Below are 16115 nucleotides of genomic sequence, written 5' to 3'. Positions count from 1 at the left end.
GCGCGGCGTCGACCGGCGGGGGTCCGGTGCCCCGCCGGGTGCGCCCCTACTCGTACTCGGTGCCGCCCTTCCTCGTCAGATACGCCGGGCTCACCGCCTTCGCGATGGCCCGGCCCCCCGTCACCGCGCTGTACCGCTCCACCGCGGGCCGTATGACCACGCCCTCCCGCAGATGCAGTCCCCGCCCGGACACGGTCTCCCGGCCGCTCGCGAACTCCCGTACCCGATCGATGTCGTACGGCCCCGCGTACAGCCGGGGCACCAGCGGCAGTGCCCCCGTCAGCAGCTCGGCGGCGTCCAGCCAGCGGACGGTGCCGTCGATCTCGGCCGACACGTCGAACGCCGCGTATCCCAGCGTCTCCCGTCGGCCGTCCGCGCCGTAGGCCAGGTCCTGCACCCCCGCGCCGTACACCTCCCCGAACACGCCGACCCGGGTGGCGCCCAGCCGTTCGCAGAGCCGTGCCGCGACCTCGGCGACGCCGTGTCCGCGCACCGCCCGCCAGTACAGGTTCCGCGGGTCCTCCTTCAGCGCCAGGGACTTGGCGCCGAAGCCCTTGGAGGAGACGTACGCCCGGCCCTCACCGGCGACGTACGTCAGCAGGCACGCCGAGCCGTGCAGCTTCTCCGTGAGGACGACCGGCTCGCCCGGCGTGAAGATGTCCGGGTAGCGCTGGATGTTCTCGATGTCGACCCAGGGCAGCAACGCGGCCGCCTGCTCGACCTCACCGTTCATGGTCGGCGGAACCGGCGGCACCCACTTGGTGATGCCCAGCAGCTCGGCGAAGTCCGTGCCCTCGGCCGCCGCGTGCGCCAGGTCGAGGCCGGCCAGCGCGGTCGGCCGGCACACGATGCCCTGCGACAGCTCGCCGCGCAGCCGCACCGCCCTGACCCGGTTGGCCTCGCCGCCCGCCAGCCGGCCGGTCAGCCCCAGCTCCTCGATCAACCCGGGCGGGAGCACGGCCTGCTCGGGGATGTAGACGGCGGCATCACCGGTGCGGTACGCGCCCTTGGCGACGACCGCGCGGTACAGGCCCACCTGGGCCAGTTCGAGCGCGTCGGCGTTCGGATGCTCGTGGACGGTCAGCACTTCGGCGGTGACGCGCAGCGTCGACATCGCAACTCCCCGGGGAGAAGGGCACGTTGACGGCCCTCAGACGTGTTTCATCACGCCCTACTCTGCGAGCCGTAAACGGCTGGAGCGAGTGGATTAGCGGCTGCTACCGTCGTGATCTTCGTCTCCTGCCCGGCCCCGGGAGCGCGTGTACTGGACCAGTGCCTCCGCGACCAGCTCGGCGTTGCCGGACGCGCGGCGGCCGTCCGGGAGGAACAGCGTGTCCTCCAGGCCGATCCGGGTCGCGAGGCCCGACCGGGCGGCCAGCCGCAGCACCGGCCAGGTGCCGCCCTCCTCGCCGTGCAGCAGCACCGGACGGCCGTACGTCTCGCCGAGCGCGGACAGCAGTGTCCGCGCCGAGGACGCGGCGCTCGCCGGGTCCGGATCCGTCACCTCGGCCAGCACGCGCAGCACCCTCGGCCCGAGCGGGGAGCGCGCGAACCGGGCCGCGCCGTCCGTGCCGGACCACAGGCCCGCCTCGACGCCCACGCCCCTGTCCAGCAACTGCCGGGCGACCGCTTCGGCGCCGGGCTCGTGCCAGTTGACCGAGGCGAAGTCGGGAAGCGCCGACCAGCTGCGCACCCGCGCGAGCCGGGCCGCGGGGTCGGGCTCCGCCCACGCGCCCGTGGTCACCCCGACCGGAACCGTCACCCGCGCCCGGATCGCCTCCAGCGTGGGCGCGAGGACGCGCGGGGAGAGACTGTCGTGGCCGCACGGCGTCCTGGGGTGGACATGGATCTCGGTGGCCCCGGCTGCCACGGCTTCCGCCGCGCTGCGGGCCAGCTCTTGTGGTGACATCGGCACGCTCGCGCCGTCGACGGCGGAGCGGCGCCCGTTCAGACAGACCTGCACCATGCCCCCGATGGTGGCAGTCGTCACTGACAACGGGCTCGGTCCCGGCAGGGGTGCGGCATCCCCCTTCGCACCCCCCGAGGGAAATCCCTCGTTCTCAGGCCGACATCAGCAGCCGTTCGCGACGGGCGTACTCCAGCACGCGCGCGGTGAGCAGCGGACGCGGGACGAGGATCCCGCAGTCCGTGCAGACGGGGCCGGAGGACGGCTCGTGGTCCAGGCCGTAGCGCCAGACCAGGCGGTCCGCGCCGCAGACCGGGCAGCACGAACCCGGTGTGCGCTCCAGCGCGGTGATCAGGCGGCGCAGCACTTCCGCCAGCGGCTCGTGCGGGTGCACCCGGGGGTCGTCGCACCAGGCGACCCCGAAGCCCCCCCAGGTCATCCGGTGCCAGTCGTCCACGCTGCCCGGCCGGCGCAGCCCGTCGTGCTTCTCCTTCCTGCGCCGCTCGGTGAAGTCGGTCTCATAGGCGAGCCAGACGGACCGGGCCTCCTCCAGCTCCTCCAGCGCGGCCACGAGCCGCACCGGGTCGGGGGAGCGGTCCTCCGGGCCGAAGCCCGCCCGGGAGCACAGGTGGTCCCAGGTCGCCCGATGCCCGTAAGGGGCGAACTTCTCAAGGCACTTGCGCAGTGAGTACCGCCGCAGTGCCAGATCGCAGCCCGGATCGCGTACCTGTCTCGCCAGACTCCGGAAACCCGCCATCGCCCTGCACCTCCGTCACACCTGCACCTGTACTTCGGTCACTTCGGCGTTGCCGCGCGAACCGCGCGCGGCGTCGACGAGTAGACGTATCGACAGGCGATTCGGCTCCATCTCGTCCTGTGGTTCTGCTTGCCGACTCCCAAAACTGACGCATGTTCATCTTTAAAGCTGGGGATACCGGCGGTAACGTTCGGCCACCCCAGTCGCTTGGAGCTGCCATGCCACGGCGAACCCCACGCACCGCCCTTGTCAGACTGAGAACGTCCCGCCGCTTCACCAGGTTCCTGAAGACCGCCTCGATCTGCGTCCTCGTCGGCGGCCTGCTCTCCCCTCTCACGCAGACGGCAGCCTCCGCCGCCACGGCCACCGCCTCGAACGACTACTGCGGCGGCCGGTGCTCGGACATCCTGCCGCCCGGCGAGAACGGCAACGCCACCCTCGCGCAGATCCTGCTCAACCAGGCCTTCGGCACCCAGCCTTCGCACGCCGAGGACCAGCTCGGCCCGTACGCGAACCTGGCGAGCGGCTACAAGGGCCTGACCGACGCGACGATCAACAACTTCTTCAACGACTCGTCGTTCGGCGTCCCGTCCGACCAGGTCGCCTCCACCGAGAACCCGGCCGGCCGCAGTGACGTGACGATCGTCCGCGACAAGAAGGCCGGTGTGCCGCACATCACAGGCAGCACGCGGTACGGCACCGAGTTCGGCGCCGGATACGCGGCGGCCGAGGACCGGTTGTGGCTGATGGACGTCTTCCGGCACGTCGGCCGCGGCCAGCTGACCTCCTTCGCCGGCGGCGCCGCCGCCAACCAGGGCCTGGAGCAGGAGTTCTACCGCAACGCGCCCTACACCGAGGCCGACCTCCAGGCGCAGATCGACAACGCGGTGGCCAGGAACGGCGCCCGCGGCCAGCAGGCCCTCGCCGACGCCGACGCCTACCTCGCGGGCATCAACTCGTACATCGACGCCTCCGACAGCGGCCGCTACTTCCCCGGCGAGTACGACCTCACCGGCCACAAGGACCCGATCACCAACGCCGGCACCATAGACCACTTCAAGATCACCGACCTGGTGGCGCTGGCCTCCGTCATCGGCACGCTGTTCGGCTCCGGCGGCGGCGGCGAGGTCAACAACGCCGTCTCCCTGCTCGCCGCCCAGCAGAAGTACGGGGTCGAGGAGGGCACCAAGGTCTGGGAGTCCTTCCGTGAGCGCAACGACCCCGAGGCCGTGCTGACCGTCCACGACGGATCGAGCTTTCCCTACGGCGGAAAGCCGGACACCGCCCAGGGCGAGGCCCTGCCCGACGCCGGGTCGGTCACCCAGGAGCCGCTCGTCTACGACCGTACGGGCAGCGCGGCCACCGCGGCCGCGAAGAGCACCTCCACCGCCGCGGCGAAGAGCACGCTCAGCTCGTCCCACCGCGGGATGTCCAACGCCCTCGTCGTGAGCGGCAAGTACACCGCCAGCGGGCATCCGATCGCCGTCTTCGGGCCGCAGACCGGCTACTTCGCCCCGCAGCTGCTCATGCTCCAGGAGATCCAGGGCCCCGGCATCAGCGCGCGCGGCGCCTCCTTCGCGGGCCTGAGCATGTACGTCGAACTCGGCCGCGGCCAGGACTACTCGTGGTCCGCGACCACCTCGGGCCAGGACATCATCGACACCTACGCCGTCGAGCTGTGCCAGGACGACCACCACTACCTGTACCACGGCACCTGTACGGCCATGGACGAGGTCGAGCAGAAGAACTCCTGGTCACCGACCACGGCCGACAGCACGCCGGCCGGGTCGTACACGATGAAGGTCTGGCGCACGAAGTACGGGCCGGTGGAGTACCGCGCGACCGTCGGCGGCAAGAAGGTCGCCTACACCACGCTGCGCTCGTCGTACCTGCACGAGGCCGACTCGATCATCGGCTTCCAGATGCTGAACGACCCCGACTACGTCAAGGGCCCCCAGGACTTCCAGAGCGCGGCCCGGCACATCAACTTCACGTTCAACTGGTTCTACGCCGACTCCCGGCACACCGCGTACTACAACAGCGGTGACAACCCGGTCCGGGCCGCCGGTGTCGACGCCGAGTTCCCCGTCTGGGCACAGCCCGCGTACGAGTGGCGCAACTGGGACCCGGACACCAACACGGCCGACTACACCCCGGCCTCCGCGCATCCCAACTCGATCGACCAGGACTACTACGTCTCCTGGAACAACAAGCAGGCCAAGGACTACACGACTGCGTCCTGGGGCGACGGCTCGGTGCACCGCGGCAATCTGCTGGACGACCGGGTGAAGAAGCTGGTCGCGGCCGGCGGCGTGACCCGGACCCAGCTGGTGCAGGCCATGGCGGACGCGGCCCTCGCCGACCTGCGCGCCGAGGACGTGCTGCCGAAGCTGCTGAAGGTGATCAACTCCTCAGCGGTGTCCGACCCCACGGCCGCCGCCGCGGTGAACAAGCTCCAGGCCTGGAGCACCGCGGGTGCGCGGCGCACGGAGACCTCGGCGGGTTCGAAGACGTACGCCGACGCCGACGCGATCCGCATCCTGGACGCGTGGTGGCCGCTGCTGGTCAAGGCGGAGTTCGAACCCGGGCTCGGCAGCGACCTGTACACCGACCTGACCGGCAACCTGTCGATCGACGAGGCCCCGTCCGCCGGACACGGCCCGACCGGCTCGCACGCCGGCAGCTCCTTCCAGTACGGCTGGTGGAGCTATGTCGACAAGGACATCCGGGCGGTGCTCGGGGAGAACGTGCAGGGCGGATTCGCCGAGAAGTACTGCGGCGGCGGTGACCTCGGCTCCTGCCGGAACATCCTGATCAGCACCCTGGACCAGGCCGCGGGCATGACCGCCGCCCAGGTCTACCCCGGAGACTCCCTGTGCTCCGCGGGCGACCAGTGGTGCGCCGACTCGATCGTGCAGCGCACCCTGGGCGGCATCAAGCACGGCAACATCAGCTGGCAGAACCGGCCGACCTTCCAGCAGGTGGTGGAGTACACCTCGCACCGATGAGGTGACGGGGACGAGGTGACGCCCCGGCGGCGGGCCGGCTCAGCCGATACGGCCCGCCGCCAGGACCACCCGCGCCAGCTCGGCGTGCACGATGTCGCTGTGCGCCCCGGCCGGCGGGCCGCCCCGGCGGACGACCGACGCCGCGTCCACGCTCACGCACCCCGTCGCCGGCAGCCCCCACGCCAGCGCCGTCGCGAGGTCCAGCCGCGCGGCCCCCGGCACCGCCTGCACCCCGTCGTGCCCCATGGCACCCCACTCCGGCCCGAGCAGGGCCGCGATCTCGCTGCCCACGCACGAGCGGTCGTCCCCCGACAGCCGGGAGGCCAGCGGATAGAAGGTGCCGAGCGCGGAGTCGAAGTGCGAGTAGCAGGCCACCAGCGGACCGTCGATCCGCCGCTGCTGATCCTTCAACGCCCCCGCCTGGTCCGGGGCCTGTGGCACGCGCTCCGCGAACGCGTAGTGCGAGAAGGCGCCTTGCAGCAGCGTCACCGACTTCACCGCCCGCACCCCGTCGGGCAGCCCGCGCAGCGCGAACGACACCAGCCGCCCGCCGAAGCTGTGCCCCATCAGATGCACCCGCACCCCGGGCACCGCCCCCGCCAGCCTCCCGATCGCCGGGCCGAGTCCGCGCTCGCCGACCGTCCCGGCGCGCCGCTTCATCGTGTAGTACGCCGCCTGCCGCAGCAGCTCCTTGGCGCCCTCCCAGGGGTTCGGGATGCTGAACCCCTCGGCGGGGGCTGCCGTGGACCGGACCGACGCGAGCGCCTCGGCGAACTCCGCGCACGCGGTCGCCGGGTCCTCGGCGAACACCCGCGGTTCGCCCTCCTCCTCCGTGTCGGCGACGCCGGGCAGCCGCTCCCCGTCGATCAGCTGCCGCACCAGCCGCCCGAACTCGGCCAGCCCCTGGGCGCCGTCCGGCCGTTCGTCCAGCATCCGGGCCAACCGGCCGATCAGCGCCGCCCGGTCCGGGAAGACCGCCACCAACGCCCGCTGGGTGTCCGCGTCCAGCCCCGCCGGCTGCGCCGCCGCGACCGCCGTCGACCTCGGGAAGTCGGGGATCGGCTCGTCGCTGAAGCGCATCGACGGCCAGATCACGCCCACGTAGCCGAGCCGGGCGTGCGGGGCGAGCCCGGGGACCGGGGCGAAGAAGCGGCGGTACAGCGCGGTCGCGCTCGAACGGTCGTCGTTCCAGCCGTGGGCGAAGACCATCAGGTCACGGACGCCGCGCTCCGCGACCTGTGCCAGCAACCGGTCGCGCTCGGAGCCGTCCACGTCCCCGTCCGCGTCGAAGGTCAGCTCCCAGTAGGGAGACACGATCGTTCCAGGATCCGCCATGCCGGGCTCCCTCGGCCGTCCATCGGGCCTCACTCGTACAGGAGATACCCCTTTCGCGTACGCCGGAACGCGGCCAGCTCGTCCTGCCAGGCGCCCGTCACCTCGTCCGTGCCCGCGCCCGCGTCGATCATCGTGCGCACCCGGTCCGAACCGGTGAGCTTGTCGATCCAGTCGTCCGGCCGCCAGGCGAAGTCCGCCCAGACTTTCTTCGCGGTCACCAGGAGCGCGATCCCGGTGCGTACCGGGTCGTAGGCGGTCCGGTCCGTCACGTGGATCTGCACCCCGCCGACCGTCCTGCCCGCGAACTTGGAGAACGTGGGCGCGAAGTACGCCTCCCTGAACCGGACGCCGGGCAGGGCGAGTTCGTTCGCGGCGGCGGCCCAGCGGCCGTCGACGCCCTCGGCGCCGAGCAGTTCGAAGGGCCTCGTCGTGCCCCTGCCCTCCGAGAGGTTGGTGCCCTCCATCATGCAGGTGCCGGAGTAGACGAGCGCCGTGTCCGGGGTCGGCATGTTCGGGCTCGGCGGCACCCACGGCAGGGCGGCGGCGTCGTACCAGTCCGAGCGCCGCCACCCGCTCACCGGGACGGTGTCCAGCGCGACCGGCCGGTCCAGGAACTCTCCGTTGAACAGCCGCGCCAGCTCCGCGACGGTCATGCCGTGGGCCTGCGCGATCGGCTGCCGGCCGACGAAGGTCGCGAACTCCTTGTGCAGGACCGGTCCTCGGGCCTCGCGGCCGGTCACCGGATTGGGCCGGTCGAGGACCACGAACCGCTTCCCCGCGAGCCGGGCCGCCTCCATGCAGTCGTAGAGCGTCCAGATGTATGTGTAGAAGCGCGCGCCGACGTCCTGGATGTCGAAGACGACCGTGTCGACGCCGGCGGCGGTGAAGATGCCGGCGAGGGCCCGGCCGCTCTTGAGGTACGTGTCGTAGACCGGCAGGCCCGTCGCCGGGTCGGTGGAGCGGCCCTCGGAGCCGCCGGCCTGCGCGGTGCCCCGGAAGCCGTGCTCGGGGCCGAAGACCGCCGTCAGCCTCACCCGGGGGTCCTGGTGCATCACGTCGACGATGTGCAGGGCGTCCCGGGTGATGCCGGTGGGGTTGGTGACGACGCCGACGCGCTGGTCCGTCAGCAGGGAGTAGCCGTCGGCCGCGAGCCTTTCGAAGCCGGTTCGCACGCGTTCGCGGTGCAGCGGCGGGCGTGGGGCGGCGGCCAGTGTGGCCGATGCGAGGAGGTTCCGTCGGGACAGAGGCATGCCTTGAGGGTGGTGCGGTCGCTCTTCCTTTTACACATACCGACTGGTTAGTCTGGCGAGCGCTGAGCCGAGTCGCGTCGTGTCGAAGGAGACCGATGGTGGAAGCCGTGCAGGATGCGGGAGTGGTCGTCACGGGGGCGGGCGGAGGGATCGGGGCCGCGCTGGCCCGGCGGTTCGCCGCCGAGGGGGCGCGGGTCGTCGTGAACGACCTGGACGCCGAGAAGGCGAAGGCGGTGGCCGCGGAGATCGGCGGGACCGCCGTGCCCGGCGACGCCTCCGCGATCGTCGCCGACGCCCGGGACGCACTCGGCGGCACCGTCGACGTCTACTGCGCGAACGCCGGGGTCGCCTTCGAGGACGGCGGTGCGGGCGGGCCGCTCGACGAGCGGTCCTGGGCGCTGTCCTGGGACGTGAACGTCATGGCGCACGTCCGCGCGGCCCATGAGCTGCTGCCCGACTGGCTGGAGCGCGGCCGCGGCCGGTTCGTGTCCACCGTGTCGGCCGCCGGGCTGCTCACCATGATCGGCGCCCCCTCCTACAGCGTCACCAAGCACGGCGCCTACGCCTTCGCCGAGTGGCTGTCGCTGACGTACCGGCACCGGGGCGTCAAGGTGCACGCGATCTGTCCGCAGGGCGTGCGCACGGACATGCTGGCCGCGACCGGCAGCGCCGGAGAGCTGGTGCTCCAGCCGACCGCGATCGAGCCACAGGCCGTCGCGGACGACCTGTTCCGGGGGATCGAGGAGGACCGCTTCCTGATCCTGCCGCACCCCGAGGTGGCCGGTTTCTACCAGGCGCGCGCCGCCGAGCCCGACCGCTGGCTGCGCGGCATGAACCGCGTCCAGCGCACGTGGGAGGAGGCCCGGTGAGCCGCCCTTCCCGGTACGCCGACCGGCCCTGGCTCGCCCTGCTCGACGAGGCCCAGCGCGGTCCCGTCGACCCCGCCGACTCGCTGGTGCACGCGCTCGCCGCCGCCGTCGCCGAGGCCCCCGACCGCACCTTCCTCGCCTACTTCGACGCCCGGCTGAGCTACCGCGAGGTGGACGCGCTGAGCGACTCCGTCGCCGCCCACCTCGCCGCGCGCGGGCTGGAGCGCGGTGACCGCGTGGCCGTGCTGCTCCAGAACTCCCCGCACTTCGTGCTCGCCCTCCTCGGCGCGTGGAAGGCGGGCGCGGTCGTCGTCCCCGTCAACCCGATGTACAAGTCGGCCGAGGTGGGGCACGTCCTGCGGGACGCCGAGGTGACCGCGCTGGTCTGCTCCGACCGGGCCTGGGAGTCGTATCTGCGCGAGACGACGGCCGGCTCGCCGGTGCGGATCGTGCTCACCGCGTGCGAGCTGGACTTCCAGACGCGTGACGACGCGCGCGTGCTCGGGTTCGAGCGGCCGCCGCGTGCCGCCGACGCCGACGATCTCGTGGCCGTCGCCCGGCAGGGCGGTACGGCACCCGAGGGCCGCGCTCCGCGTCCGGACGACATCGCCCTGATCAGCTACACCTCCGGCACCAGCGGCACGCCCAAGGGCGCCACCAACACGCACGCCAACATCATGCACAACGCCGAGCGGCAGAGCACCGGGCTCGGGCTGCCCGAGGCGCCCGTGTACTACGCGCTCGCGCCGCTGTTCCACATCACCGGCATGGTCTGCCAGTTCGGCGCCTGTCTGAACAGCGCGGGCACCCTGGTGCTGACCTACCGCTTCGAGCCCGGGGTCGTCCTGGAGGCGTTCGCCGAGCACCGCCCGCACTACACGGTCGGCCCCGCCACCGCCTTCATGGCGCTGGCCGCCCGCCCGGACGCGACGCGCGAGCACTTCGCCTCCTTCGTCAACATCTCCTCCGGCGGCGCCCCCGTGCCGCCCGCCCTCGTCGAGGGGTTCCGGGAGCGCTTCGGGCCCTACATCCGCGTCGGCTACGGCCTCACCGAGTGCACCGCCCCCTGCGCCGCCGTCCCGCCCGGCCTGGAGGCGCCGGTGGACCCCGTCTCCGGGACGCTGTCGGTCGGCGTGCCCGGCGCCGACACGCTCGTGCGCATCCTGGACGAGCGGGGCGAGGAGGTGCCGTTCGGGGAGCAGGGCGAGATCGTCGTGCGCGGCCCGCAGGTCATCCCCGGCTACTGGCGGCGCCCGGAGGCCACCGCCGAGACCTTCCCGGACGGCGAGCTGCGCACCGGCGACATCGGCTTCATGGACGAGCAGGGCTGGCTGTACGTCGTCGACCGCAAGAAGGACATGATCAACGCGTCCGGCTTCAAGGTGTGGCCGCGCGAGGTCGAGGACGTGCTCTACACCCACCCGGCGGTGCGCGAGGCGGCCGTCGTCGGGGTGCCCGACGGATATCGTGGCGAGACCGTCAAGGCGTATATCAGCCTGCGTCCGGGCGCCGAGACGGACCCGGACGAACTCGCGGTGTACTGCAAGGAGAGACTTGCGGCTTATAAGTACCCGCGTCAGGTGGAGATCCTGCCCGAGCTGCCGAAGACGGCGAGTGGGAAGATCCTCCGCCGGGAACTGCGTTCCCGCGCGCACGACGAACACTGAGCACCATCGAGCGACACGGAAAGGCAGGTGGCCGGCAGTGCCCAGAACGACGGACGGGGACGGGACACCCGTCCCGCAGCGGCTGCTGGCCGCCGCCACCCGGCTCTTCGCCGAGCAGGGCTACGACCGCACCTCGGTGCAGGAGATCGTGGAGGCGGCAGGCGTCACCAAGGGCGCGCTGTACCACTACTTCGGCTCCAAGGACGACCTCCTGCACGAGGTGTACGCGCGCGTGCTGCGCCTCCAGATGGAGCGGCTCGACCACTTCGCCGACATGGCCGCACCGGTCGAGCAGCGCCTGCGGGGCGCCGCGGCGGACGTGGTCGTCACGACGATCGAGAACCTCGACGACGCGATGATCTTCTTCCGCTCGATGCACCATCTGAGCCCGGAGAAGAGCAAGCAGGTCCGCGCCGAGCGCAGGCGCTACCACGAACGGTTCCGCGCGCTGATCGAGGAGGGCCAGAAGGAGGGCGTCTTCTCCACGGCGACCCCGGCCGACCTGGTCGTGGACTACCACTTCGGCTCGGTCCACCACCTGTCGACCTGGTACCGCCCGAACGGCCCGCTCACCCCGCAGCAGGTCGCCGACCACCTGGCGGACCTGCTGCTGCGGGCGCTGCGGCCGTAGCAACGCACGGGTGAGGGGCGGCCGCCCGGCGGACGCCCCTCACCCCTGCTCCCTGCGCTGCCTCACAGGTACTTCTTCAACTCCCGCCGCGCCAGCGACCGCTGGTGCACCTCGTCCGGGCCGTCCGCCAGCATCAGGGTGCGGGCGCTCGCGTACAGCTCGGCCAGCGGGAAGTCCTGGCTCACGCCGCCCGCGCCGTGCAGCTGGATCGCCCGGTCCAGGATGCCGACCACCGCGCGCGGGGTGGCGATCTTGATGGCCTGGATCTCCGTGTGGGCGCCCCTGTTGCCGACGGTGTCCATCAGCCAGGCCGTCTTCAGCACCAGCAGCCGCAGCTGCTCCACCGTCACCCGGGCATCGGCGATCCAGTTCTGGACGACCCCCTGCTGGGCCAGCGCCTTGCCGAACGCCGTACGGGACACCGCGCGGCGGCACATCAGCTCGATCGCGCGCTCGGCCATGCCGATCAGCCGCATGCAGTGGTGGATCCGGCCGGGGCCGAGCCGGGCCTGGGCGATGGCGAAGCCGCCGCCCTCCTCGCCGACGAGGTTCGTGACCGGCACGCGCGCGTGGTCGAAGATCACCTCGGCGTGGCCGCCGTGCGAGTGGTCTTCGTAGCCGAAGACCTGCATGGCGCGCTTGACGGTGACGCCCGGGGTGTCGCGCGGGACCAGGACCATCGACTGCTGGCGGCGGATGTCGGCGCCGTCCGGGTCCGTCTTGCCCATCACGATGAAGATCTTGCAGTCCGGGTTCATCGCCCCGGAGATGTACCACTTGCGGCCGGTGATGACGTAGTCGTCGCCGTCCCGCTCTATGCGGGTGGTGATGTTGGTGGCGTCCGAGGAGGCCACCTCCGGCTCGGTCATCGCGAACGCCGAGCGGATCTCGCCGGCCAGCAGCGGCTCCAGCCACTGCTTCTTCTGCCGCTCGTCGGCGAACTGGGCCAGCACTTCCATGTTGCCGGTGTCGGGCGCGGCGCAGTTCGTCGCGGTGGGCGCGAGATGCGGGGAGCGGCCGGTGATCTCGGCCAGCGGCGCGTACTGGAGGTTCGTGAGGCCCGCGCCGTACTCGGCGTCCGGGAGGAAGAGGTTCCACAGGCCCTGCCTGCGGGCCTCGGCCTTCAGCTCGTGGACCACGGCCGGGGTGTCCCAGGGGGAGGCCAGCGCGGCCCGCTGCTCCTCGGCGACCGCTTCGGCGGGGTAGACGTACTCGTCCATGAAGGCGAGCAGCTTGGCGCGCAGTTCCTCGGTGCGCGCGTCGAACGCGAAGTCCATTTCTGGATCAGCCTTCCTGAAGAGTGGTCAGTCCGTGGTCGATGAAGACGGGTACGAGGTCGCCGATCCGGTCGAACCCGCGCCCCACCGTCTGGCCGAGCGTGTACCGGTAGTGGATGCCCTCCAGGATCACGGCGAGCTTGAACCAGGCGAACGCCGTGTACCAGGAGACGGCGGACACGTCGCGCCCCGAGCGCGCGGCGTACCGCTCGACGAGCTCCTCGGGGGAGGGGTGCCCGACGGCCGTCGCGGTCGTGGAGATGGGGGAGTCCGGCAGCTCCAGCGGGCGGCTGTACATCACCAGCAGGCCCAGGTCGGTCAGCGGGTCGCCGAGGGTGGACATCTCCCAGTCGAGGATCGCCTTGATCCGGTCGTCCTCGCCGATGAGGACGTTGTCGAGGCGGTAGTCGCCGTGCACGACGGCCGGGGCGGGGGAGACGGGCAGCTCCCGGCCGAGGGCCGCGTGCAGTTCGTCGATGCCCGCCAGTTCGCGGTTGCGGGAGGCGTCGAGCTGCTTGCCCCAGCGGCGCAGCTGGCGGTCCAGGAAGCCCTCGGGGCGGCCGAAGTCGGCGAGGCCCACCTCGGCGGGGTCCACCGCGTGCAGCTCGACCAGCGTGTCCACCAGGGACAGCAGCGCGTTCCGGGTGCGCTCGGCGCCCAGCGGGGCGAGCTGCTCCGCCGTGCGGTACGGAGTGCCCTCCACGAACTCCATCACGTAGAACGGCGCCCCGAGCACCTCCGTGGCCTCGGGGTTGTCGCACAGCAGCACCGGACGCGGCACCGGCACCCGCGTCGGGTGCAGGGCGCTGATCACGCGGTGCTCGCGCTTCATGTCGTGCGCGGTGGCCAGCACATGGCCGAGCGGGGGCCGCCGTACGACCCACTTCGAGGTGCCGTCGGAGAGCGCGTAGGTGAGGTTCGACCGGCCGCCCTCGATCAGCCGGCCGGTCAGCGGGCCGGCGACGAGACCGGGGCGCTCGCGGTCGAGCAGGGCGCGCAGCCGGTCCAGGTCGAGTCCGGGCGGGTGGTCGGCGCTCATACATCACTCCTACGAACGGGTGAACAGGACCCGTTCATGATGCCGACCGGTCGGTATGTCGTCCAGTGTGCGTGCCGAAGACACGTCCGAACGTGACCGGAGCCACGTCGGGCCGACGGCTCCCCGGCGCGCCGCCCGGAGCGCCGTCGGCCCTGGTTCCGCCCGGGTCAGTGGTCGTCCCAGTGGTCCCCGTGCTCCGCGTGCCGGTGTCCGTCGTGCAGATAGTCGACGTGGTCGCCGTGGCGCACCTGCGCGTGCCCGCACTCGTCGTGGTGCACGTGCTCATGGCCCTGGTGCGGGGTGTGCCCGGCCGGCTCGCACTCGTCCCAGTGACCCTCGTGCTCGCGGTGCAGATGTCCGTCGTGCGCGTAGTCCGTGTGGTCGCCGTGCGGCACGGCGCTGTGCCCGCAGTCCGGACCGTGGCGGTGCGTGCCGTGCTCGGTGTGTTCCTGGTGAAGGGTGGTCATGCTGCTCACCTTCGGGGGCGGGATCTCGCCCGCAGGGGGCGGTCGTGGCGGGATTCGACGCCGCACAGGCTACGCGTGGACGGTGAATATCCGGACATATGGGATGCGTGGCGCGTGGCGCGGCCTTCGCGGAGAGCACGGCGGCCACGGCGGCCGGGAGGGTCGTACGACGCCGGGCCGGGCGCGCCCACCGCAGCCGGGCGTTCCGCACGAAGTCGCTCACGAAGTCGCTCACGCCGCCGACCCCTCCGGCCGCTCACCCGCCGGCACGGAACGCCCGCAGCCGCTCGTACGCCGCCCGCCCGTCCGGCACCCACTCCCACTCGGTGAGCCGCCGCTCGACCTCCTCGTCGGGCAGGAAGCCGTGCCACTCGACCTCCTCGGCCTGCGGGCGCACGGGCAGTTCGCAGCGCACCTCGTACACCGCCGACCACCAGCTGTTCCCGGCCCCGTCGTCGTACAGGAACTTGAACAGGAACTCCGGCCGGGGCAGCCCGCTCACCCCCAGCTCCTCCTCGGCCTCCCGCAGCGCGGCCTCGTCGTAGGACTCGCCCGCGCCGACGACCCCGCCGACGAACAGGTCGTACAGCGAGGGGAAGACCAGCTTGGTGGCCGTGCGCCGGTGCACGAAGAGCCGGCCGGCCGCGTCCCGGACCTCGATGAACGCACAGCGGTGGCGCAGGCCCCGGGCGTAGGCCTCGCCGCGCGGGTACTGGCCGACGACCCGGTCGTCCTCGTCGACGATGTCGAGGATCTCGTCGGCGGGGTTCACGTCGGAGGAGTTCGCGTCAGCAGGGTTCATGTCCTCATCCAAGCAGGACCCGGTGACGGCCCCGGGGCTCAGCGGCGCTGGAGGTCGAGGGCCGGGGGCTGCGCCTGCGCCGGGCCGCACGGCATCGCCGGGTGCAGCCCGAGCAGCACGATGCCCGCGACCACGGCCGCGAGCCCCGCCGCCTCCCAGGCCAGCGCCCCGGTGTCGGTGCGCAGCCGGTCGCCCAGGAAGCCCACCCCGCACAGGATCCCGGCCAGCGGCTCCGCGGCGGTGAGCGCGGGCAGCGACATGCGCAGCGGGGCCGTCTCGAACGCGCTCTGCACCAGGACCAGCCCGGTGACCCCGCACACCAGCACGCCGTACGGCTGCCAGCCGGTGAGCAGTTCCGGGAAGCCCCCGGCGGCGAAGCGGGTGCCGCTGACCCGGGTCAGCGCGTCCTGCACGCCGTACAGCAGCCCGGCCGCCGTGGCCAGCAGGACCGGGCCCCAGCTGAGCCGGGAGCGCTTGCCGTACGTCGTGAGCACCAGGGCCGCGCCGACCGTCAGGCCGATGATCAGCCAGTGCCGGAGCGGATCGGTGACGGCATGCCCGGCGCGCGGTTCACCCGCCGTGATGAACGCGCTCACCCCGCCCGCGAGCAGCAGCAGACCCGCCCAGCCCTGCCGGCCCAGGGGCTGTTTCGTCTGGTACCGGGAGAGGGCGAGCGCGAACAGCAGGTTGGTCGCGAGCAGCGGTTCCACCAGGGAGATCTCGCCCTCACCGAGGGCGACGGCGCCCAGCACCATGCCGGACACCATCAGGGCGAGCCCGCCCAGCCAGCGCGGCACCCGCATCAGGTCGAGCAGCAGCCGGAACGACAGGAAGTCGCCGAGCGGTGCCTGCTGAGCGGCGTTCTGCTGGAGCACGAAACCGAAGCCCAGACAGCAGGCCGCGCTCACGGCGACGAGGAGAACCAGAACGGACACGCTGCGTACCTCGATCATCGGGCCGGACCACGGGCGTGTAAGGGCCGACTGTAGCGTCCCGGGGGCGGTATCGACCCGGAAGTGCCCGCACCCGGAGCAGTCGGCGGGCGGTCGGCTCGCCATGTTCCGTGGCCCCGTCCGTCCGCGCCATGGCGTACGCCACAACCGCTCG

At 72.2% G+C, this 16115-nt stretch carries 14 protein-coding genes; 4 read left to right on the top strand and 10 right to left on the bottom strand.

Features of this window, described 5'->3' with window-relative positions; genetic code table 11:
* Window positions 1-46 precede the first annotated feature (46 nt).
* The 3 genes from ACFC8N_RS21275 to ACFC8N_RS21265 all read right to left on the bottom strand — a co-directional run bounded on the left by ACFC8N_RS21275 (window position 47) and on the right by ACFC8N_RS21265 (window position 2663).
* Window positions 47-1114, bottom strand: a complete 1068-nt coding sequence (locus tag ACFC8N_RS21275) for an RNA ligase (ATP) (protein ID WP_376289042.1) — start codon at window positions 1112-1114, stop codon at window positions 47-49.
* Between the two features lie 93 nt (window positions 1115-1207).
* Window positions 1208-1966, bottom strand: a complete 759-nt coding sequence (locus tag ACFC8N_RS21270; protein ID WP_356022475.1) for a 3-keto-5-aminohexanoate cleavage protein — start codon at window positions 1964-1966, stop codon at window positions 1208-1210.
* 94 nt (window positions 1967-2060) lie between these two features.
* Window positions 2061-2663, bottom strand: coding sequence for a hypothetical protein (locus ACFC8N_RS21265; RefSeq protein ID WP_376289040.1), 603 nt, complete (start codon window positions 2661-2663; stop codon window positions 2061-2063).
* A gap of 218 nt (window positions 2664-2881) precedes the next feature.
* Here ACFC8N_RS21265 and ACFC8N_RS21260 point away from each other — a divergent pair, with 218 nt between their 5' ends.
* Complete coding sequence (locus ACFC8N_RS21260) at window positions 2882-5671, top strand: penicillin acylase family protein (protein WP_376289039.1); 2790 nt, start codon at window positions 2882-2884, stop codon at window positions 5669-5671.
* A 39-nt stretch (window positions 5672-5710) separates the two neighbouring features.
* On the opposite strand, the gene ACFC8N_RS21255 is transcribed toward ACFC8N_RS21260, so the two are convergent.
* Window positions 5711-7006 (bottom strand): serine-threonine protein kinase, encoded by a 1296-nt coding sequence (locus ACFC8N_RS21255; RefSeq protein WP_376289037.1) that lies wholly within the window; start codon window positions 7004-7006, stop codon window positions 5711-5713.
* Between the two features lie 29 nt (window positions 7007-7035).
* On the bottom strand, window positions 7036-8256 hold the full coding sequence (locus ACFC8N_RS21250) for a DUF1343 domain-containing protein (RefSeq protein ID WP_356022467.1): 1221 nt from the start codon (window positions 8254-8256) through the stop codon (window positions 7036-7038).
* A gap of 95 nt (window positions 8257-8351) precedes the next feature.
* Between ACFC8N_RS21250 and ACFC8N_RS21245 the strand changes: the two genes are divergently transcribed.
* The 3 genes from ACFC8N_RS21245 to ACFC8N_RS21235 are packed head-to-tail and all read left to right on the top strand — an operon-like array spanning window position 8352 to window position 11423.
* Window positions 8352-9125, top strand: a complete 774-nt coding sequence (locus tag ACFC8N_RS21245) for an SDR family oxidoreductase (protein ID WP_376289035.1) — start codon at window positions 8352-8354, stop codon at window positions 9123-9125.
* The gene (locus ACFC8N_RS21240) at window positions 9122-10792 is read left to right on the top strand and encodes a class I adenylate-forming enzyme family protein (protein ID WP_376289033.1); all 1671 of its coding nucleotides are present in this window, start codon (window positions 9122-9124) and stop codon (window positions 10790-10792) included. The genes ACFC8N_RS21245 and ACFC8N_RS21240 overlap by 4 nt, the downstream gene beginning before the upstream one ends.
* Window positions 10793-10829: 37 nt before the next feature.
* Window positions 10830-11423 (top strand): TetR/AcrR family transcriptional regulator, encoded by a 594-nt coding sequence (locus ACFC8N_RS21235; RefSeq protein WP_071375821.1) that lies wholly within the window; start codon window positions 10830-10832, stop codon window positions 11421-11423.
* Between the two features lie 62 nt (window positions 11424-11485).
* Here the strand turns inward: ACFC8N_RS21235 and ACFC8N_RS21230 are convergent, their stop codons facing one another.
* From ACFC8N_RS21230 to ACFC8N_RS21210, 5 genes are all read right to left on the bottom strand, one after another.
* Window positions 11486-12700, bottom strand: coding sequence for an acyl-CoA dehydrogenase family protein (locus ACFC8N_RS21230; RefSeq protein WP_356022461.1), 1215 nt, complete (start codon window positions 12698-12700; stop codon window positions 11486-11488).
* Between the two features lie 7 nt (window positions 12701-12707).
* Window positions 12708-13739 carry a phosphotransferase family protein gene (locus ACFC8N_RS21225; protein ID WP_356022459.1) on the bottom strand — a complete coding sequence of 344 codons (1032 nt, stop codon included), beginning with the start codon at window positions 13737-13739 and terminating at the stop codon, window positions 12708-12710.
* A 167-nt stretch (window positions 13740-13906) separates the two neighbouring features.
* A complete protein-coding gene (locus ACFC8N_RS21220; protein WP_376289030.1) occupies window positions 13907-14206 on the bottom strand; it encodes a hypothetical protein in 300 nt (99 codons plus the stop codon).
* A gap of 256 nt (window positions 14207-14462) precedes the next feature.
* Window positions 14463-14978, bottom strand: coding sequence for an NUDIX domain-containing protein (locus ACFC8N_RS21215; protein WP_356022688.1), 516 nt, complete (start codon window positions 14976-14978; stop codon window positions 14463-14465).
* Window positions 14979-15046: 68 nt separating this feature from the next.
* Entirely contained in the window at window positions 15047-15943 is an 897-nt protein-coding gene (locus tag ACFC8N_RS21210; RefSeq protein ID WP_356022455.1) for a DMT family transporter, read from the bottom strand.
* Window positions 15944-16115: the final 172 nt, after the last annotated feature.

It is taken from the genome of Streptomyces sp. NPDC055966 (assembly GCF_042269865.1).
Classification (GTDB): domain Bacteria; phylum Actinomycetota; class Actinomycetes; order Streptomycetales; family Streptomycetaceae; genus Streptomyces.
This window is presented reverse-complemented; position numbering and strand designations above follow the sequence as displayed.

Coding starts and splice junctions, on each gene's coding strand:
- ACFC8N_RS21265 (WP_376289040.1), bottom strand. CDS start 2,663: ATGGCGGGTTTCCGGAGTCTGGCGAGACAGGTACGCGATCCGGGCTGC.
- ACFC8N_RS21250 (WP_356022467.1), bottom strand. CDS start 8,256: ATGCCTCTGTCCCGACGGAACCTCCTCGCATCGGCCACACTGGCCGCC.
- ACFC8N_RS21225 (WP_356022459.1), bottom strand. CDS start 13,739: ATGAGCGCCGACCACCCGCCCGGACTCGACCTGGACCGGCTGCGCGCC.
- ACFC8N_RS21220 (WP_376289030.1), bottom strand. CDS start 14,206: ATGACCACCCTTCACCAGGAACACACCGAGCACGGCACGCACCGCCAC.
- ACFC8N_RS21230 (WP_356022461.1), bottom strand. CDS start 12,700: ATGGACTTCGCGTTCGACGCGCGCACCGAGGAACTGCGCGCCAAGCTG.
- ACFC8N_RS21275 (WP_376289042.1), bottom strand. CDS start 1,114: ATGTCGACGCTGCGCGTCACCGCCGAAGTGCTGACCGTCCACGAGCAT.
- ACFC8N_RS21255 (WP_376289037.1), bottom strand. CDS start 7,006: ATGGCGGATCCTGGAACGATCGTGTCTCCCTACTGGGAGCTGACCTTC.
- ACFC8N_RS21270 (WP_356022475.1), bottom strand. CDS start 1,966: ATGGTGCAGGTCTGTCTGAACGGGCGCCGCTCCGCCGTCGACGGCGCG.
- ACFC8N_RS21245 (WP_376289035.1), top strand. CDS start 8,352: ATGGTGGAAGCCGTGCAGGATGCGGGAGTGGTCGTCACGGGGGCGGGC.
- ACFC8N_RS21260 (WP_376289039.1), top strand. CDS start 2,882: ATGCCACGGCGAACCCCACGCACCGCCCTTGTCAGACTGAGAACGTCC.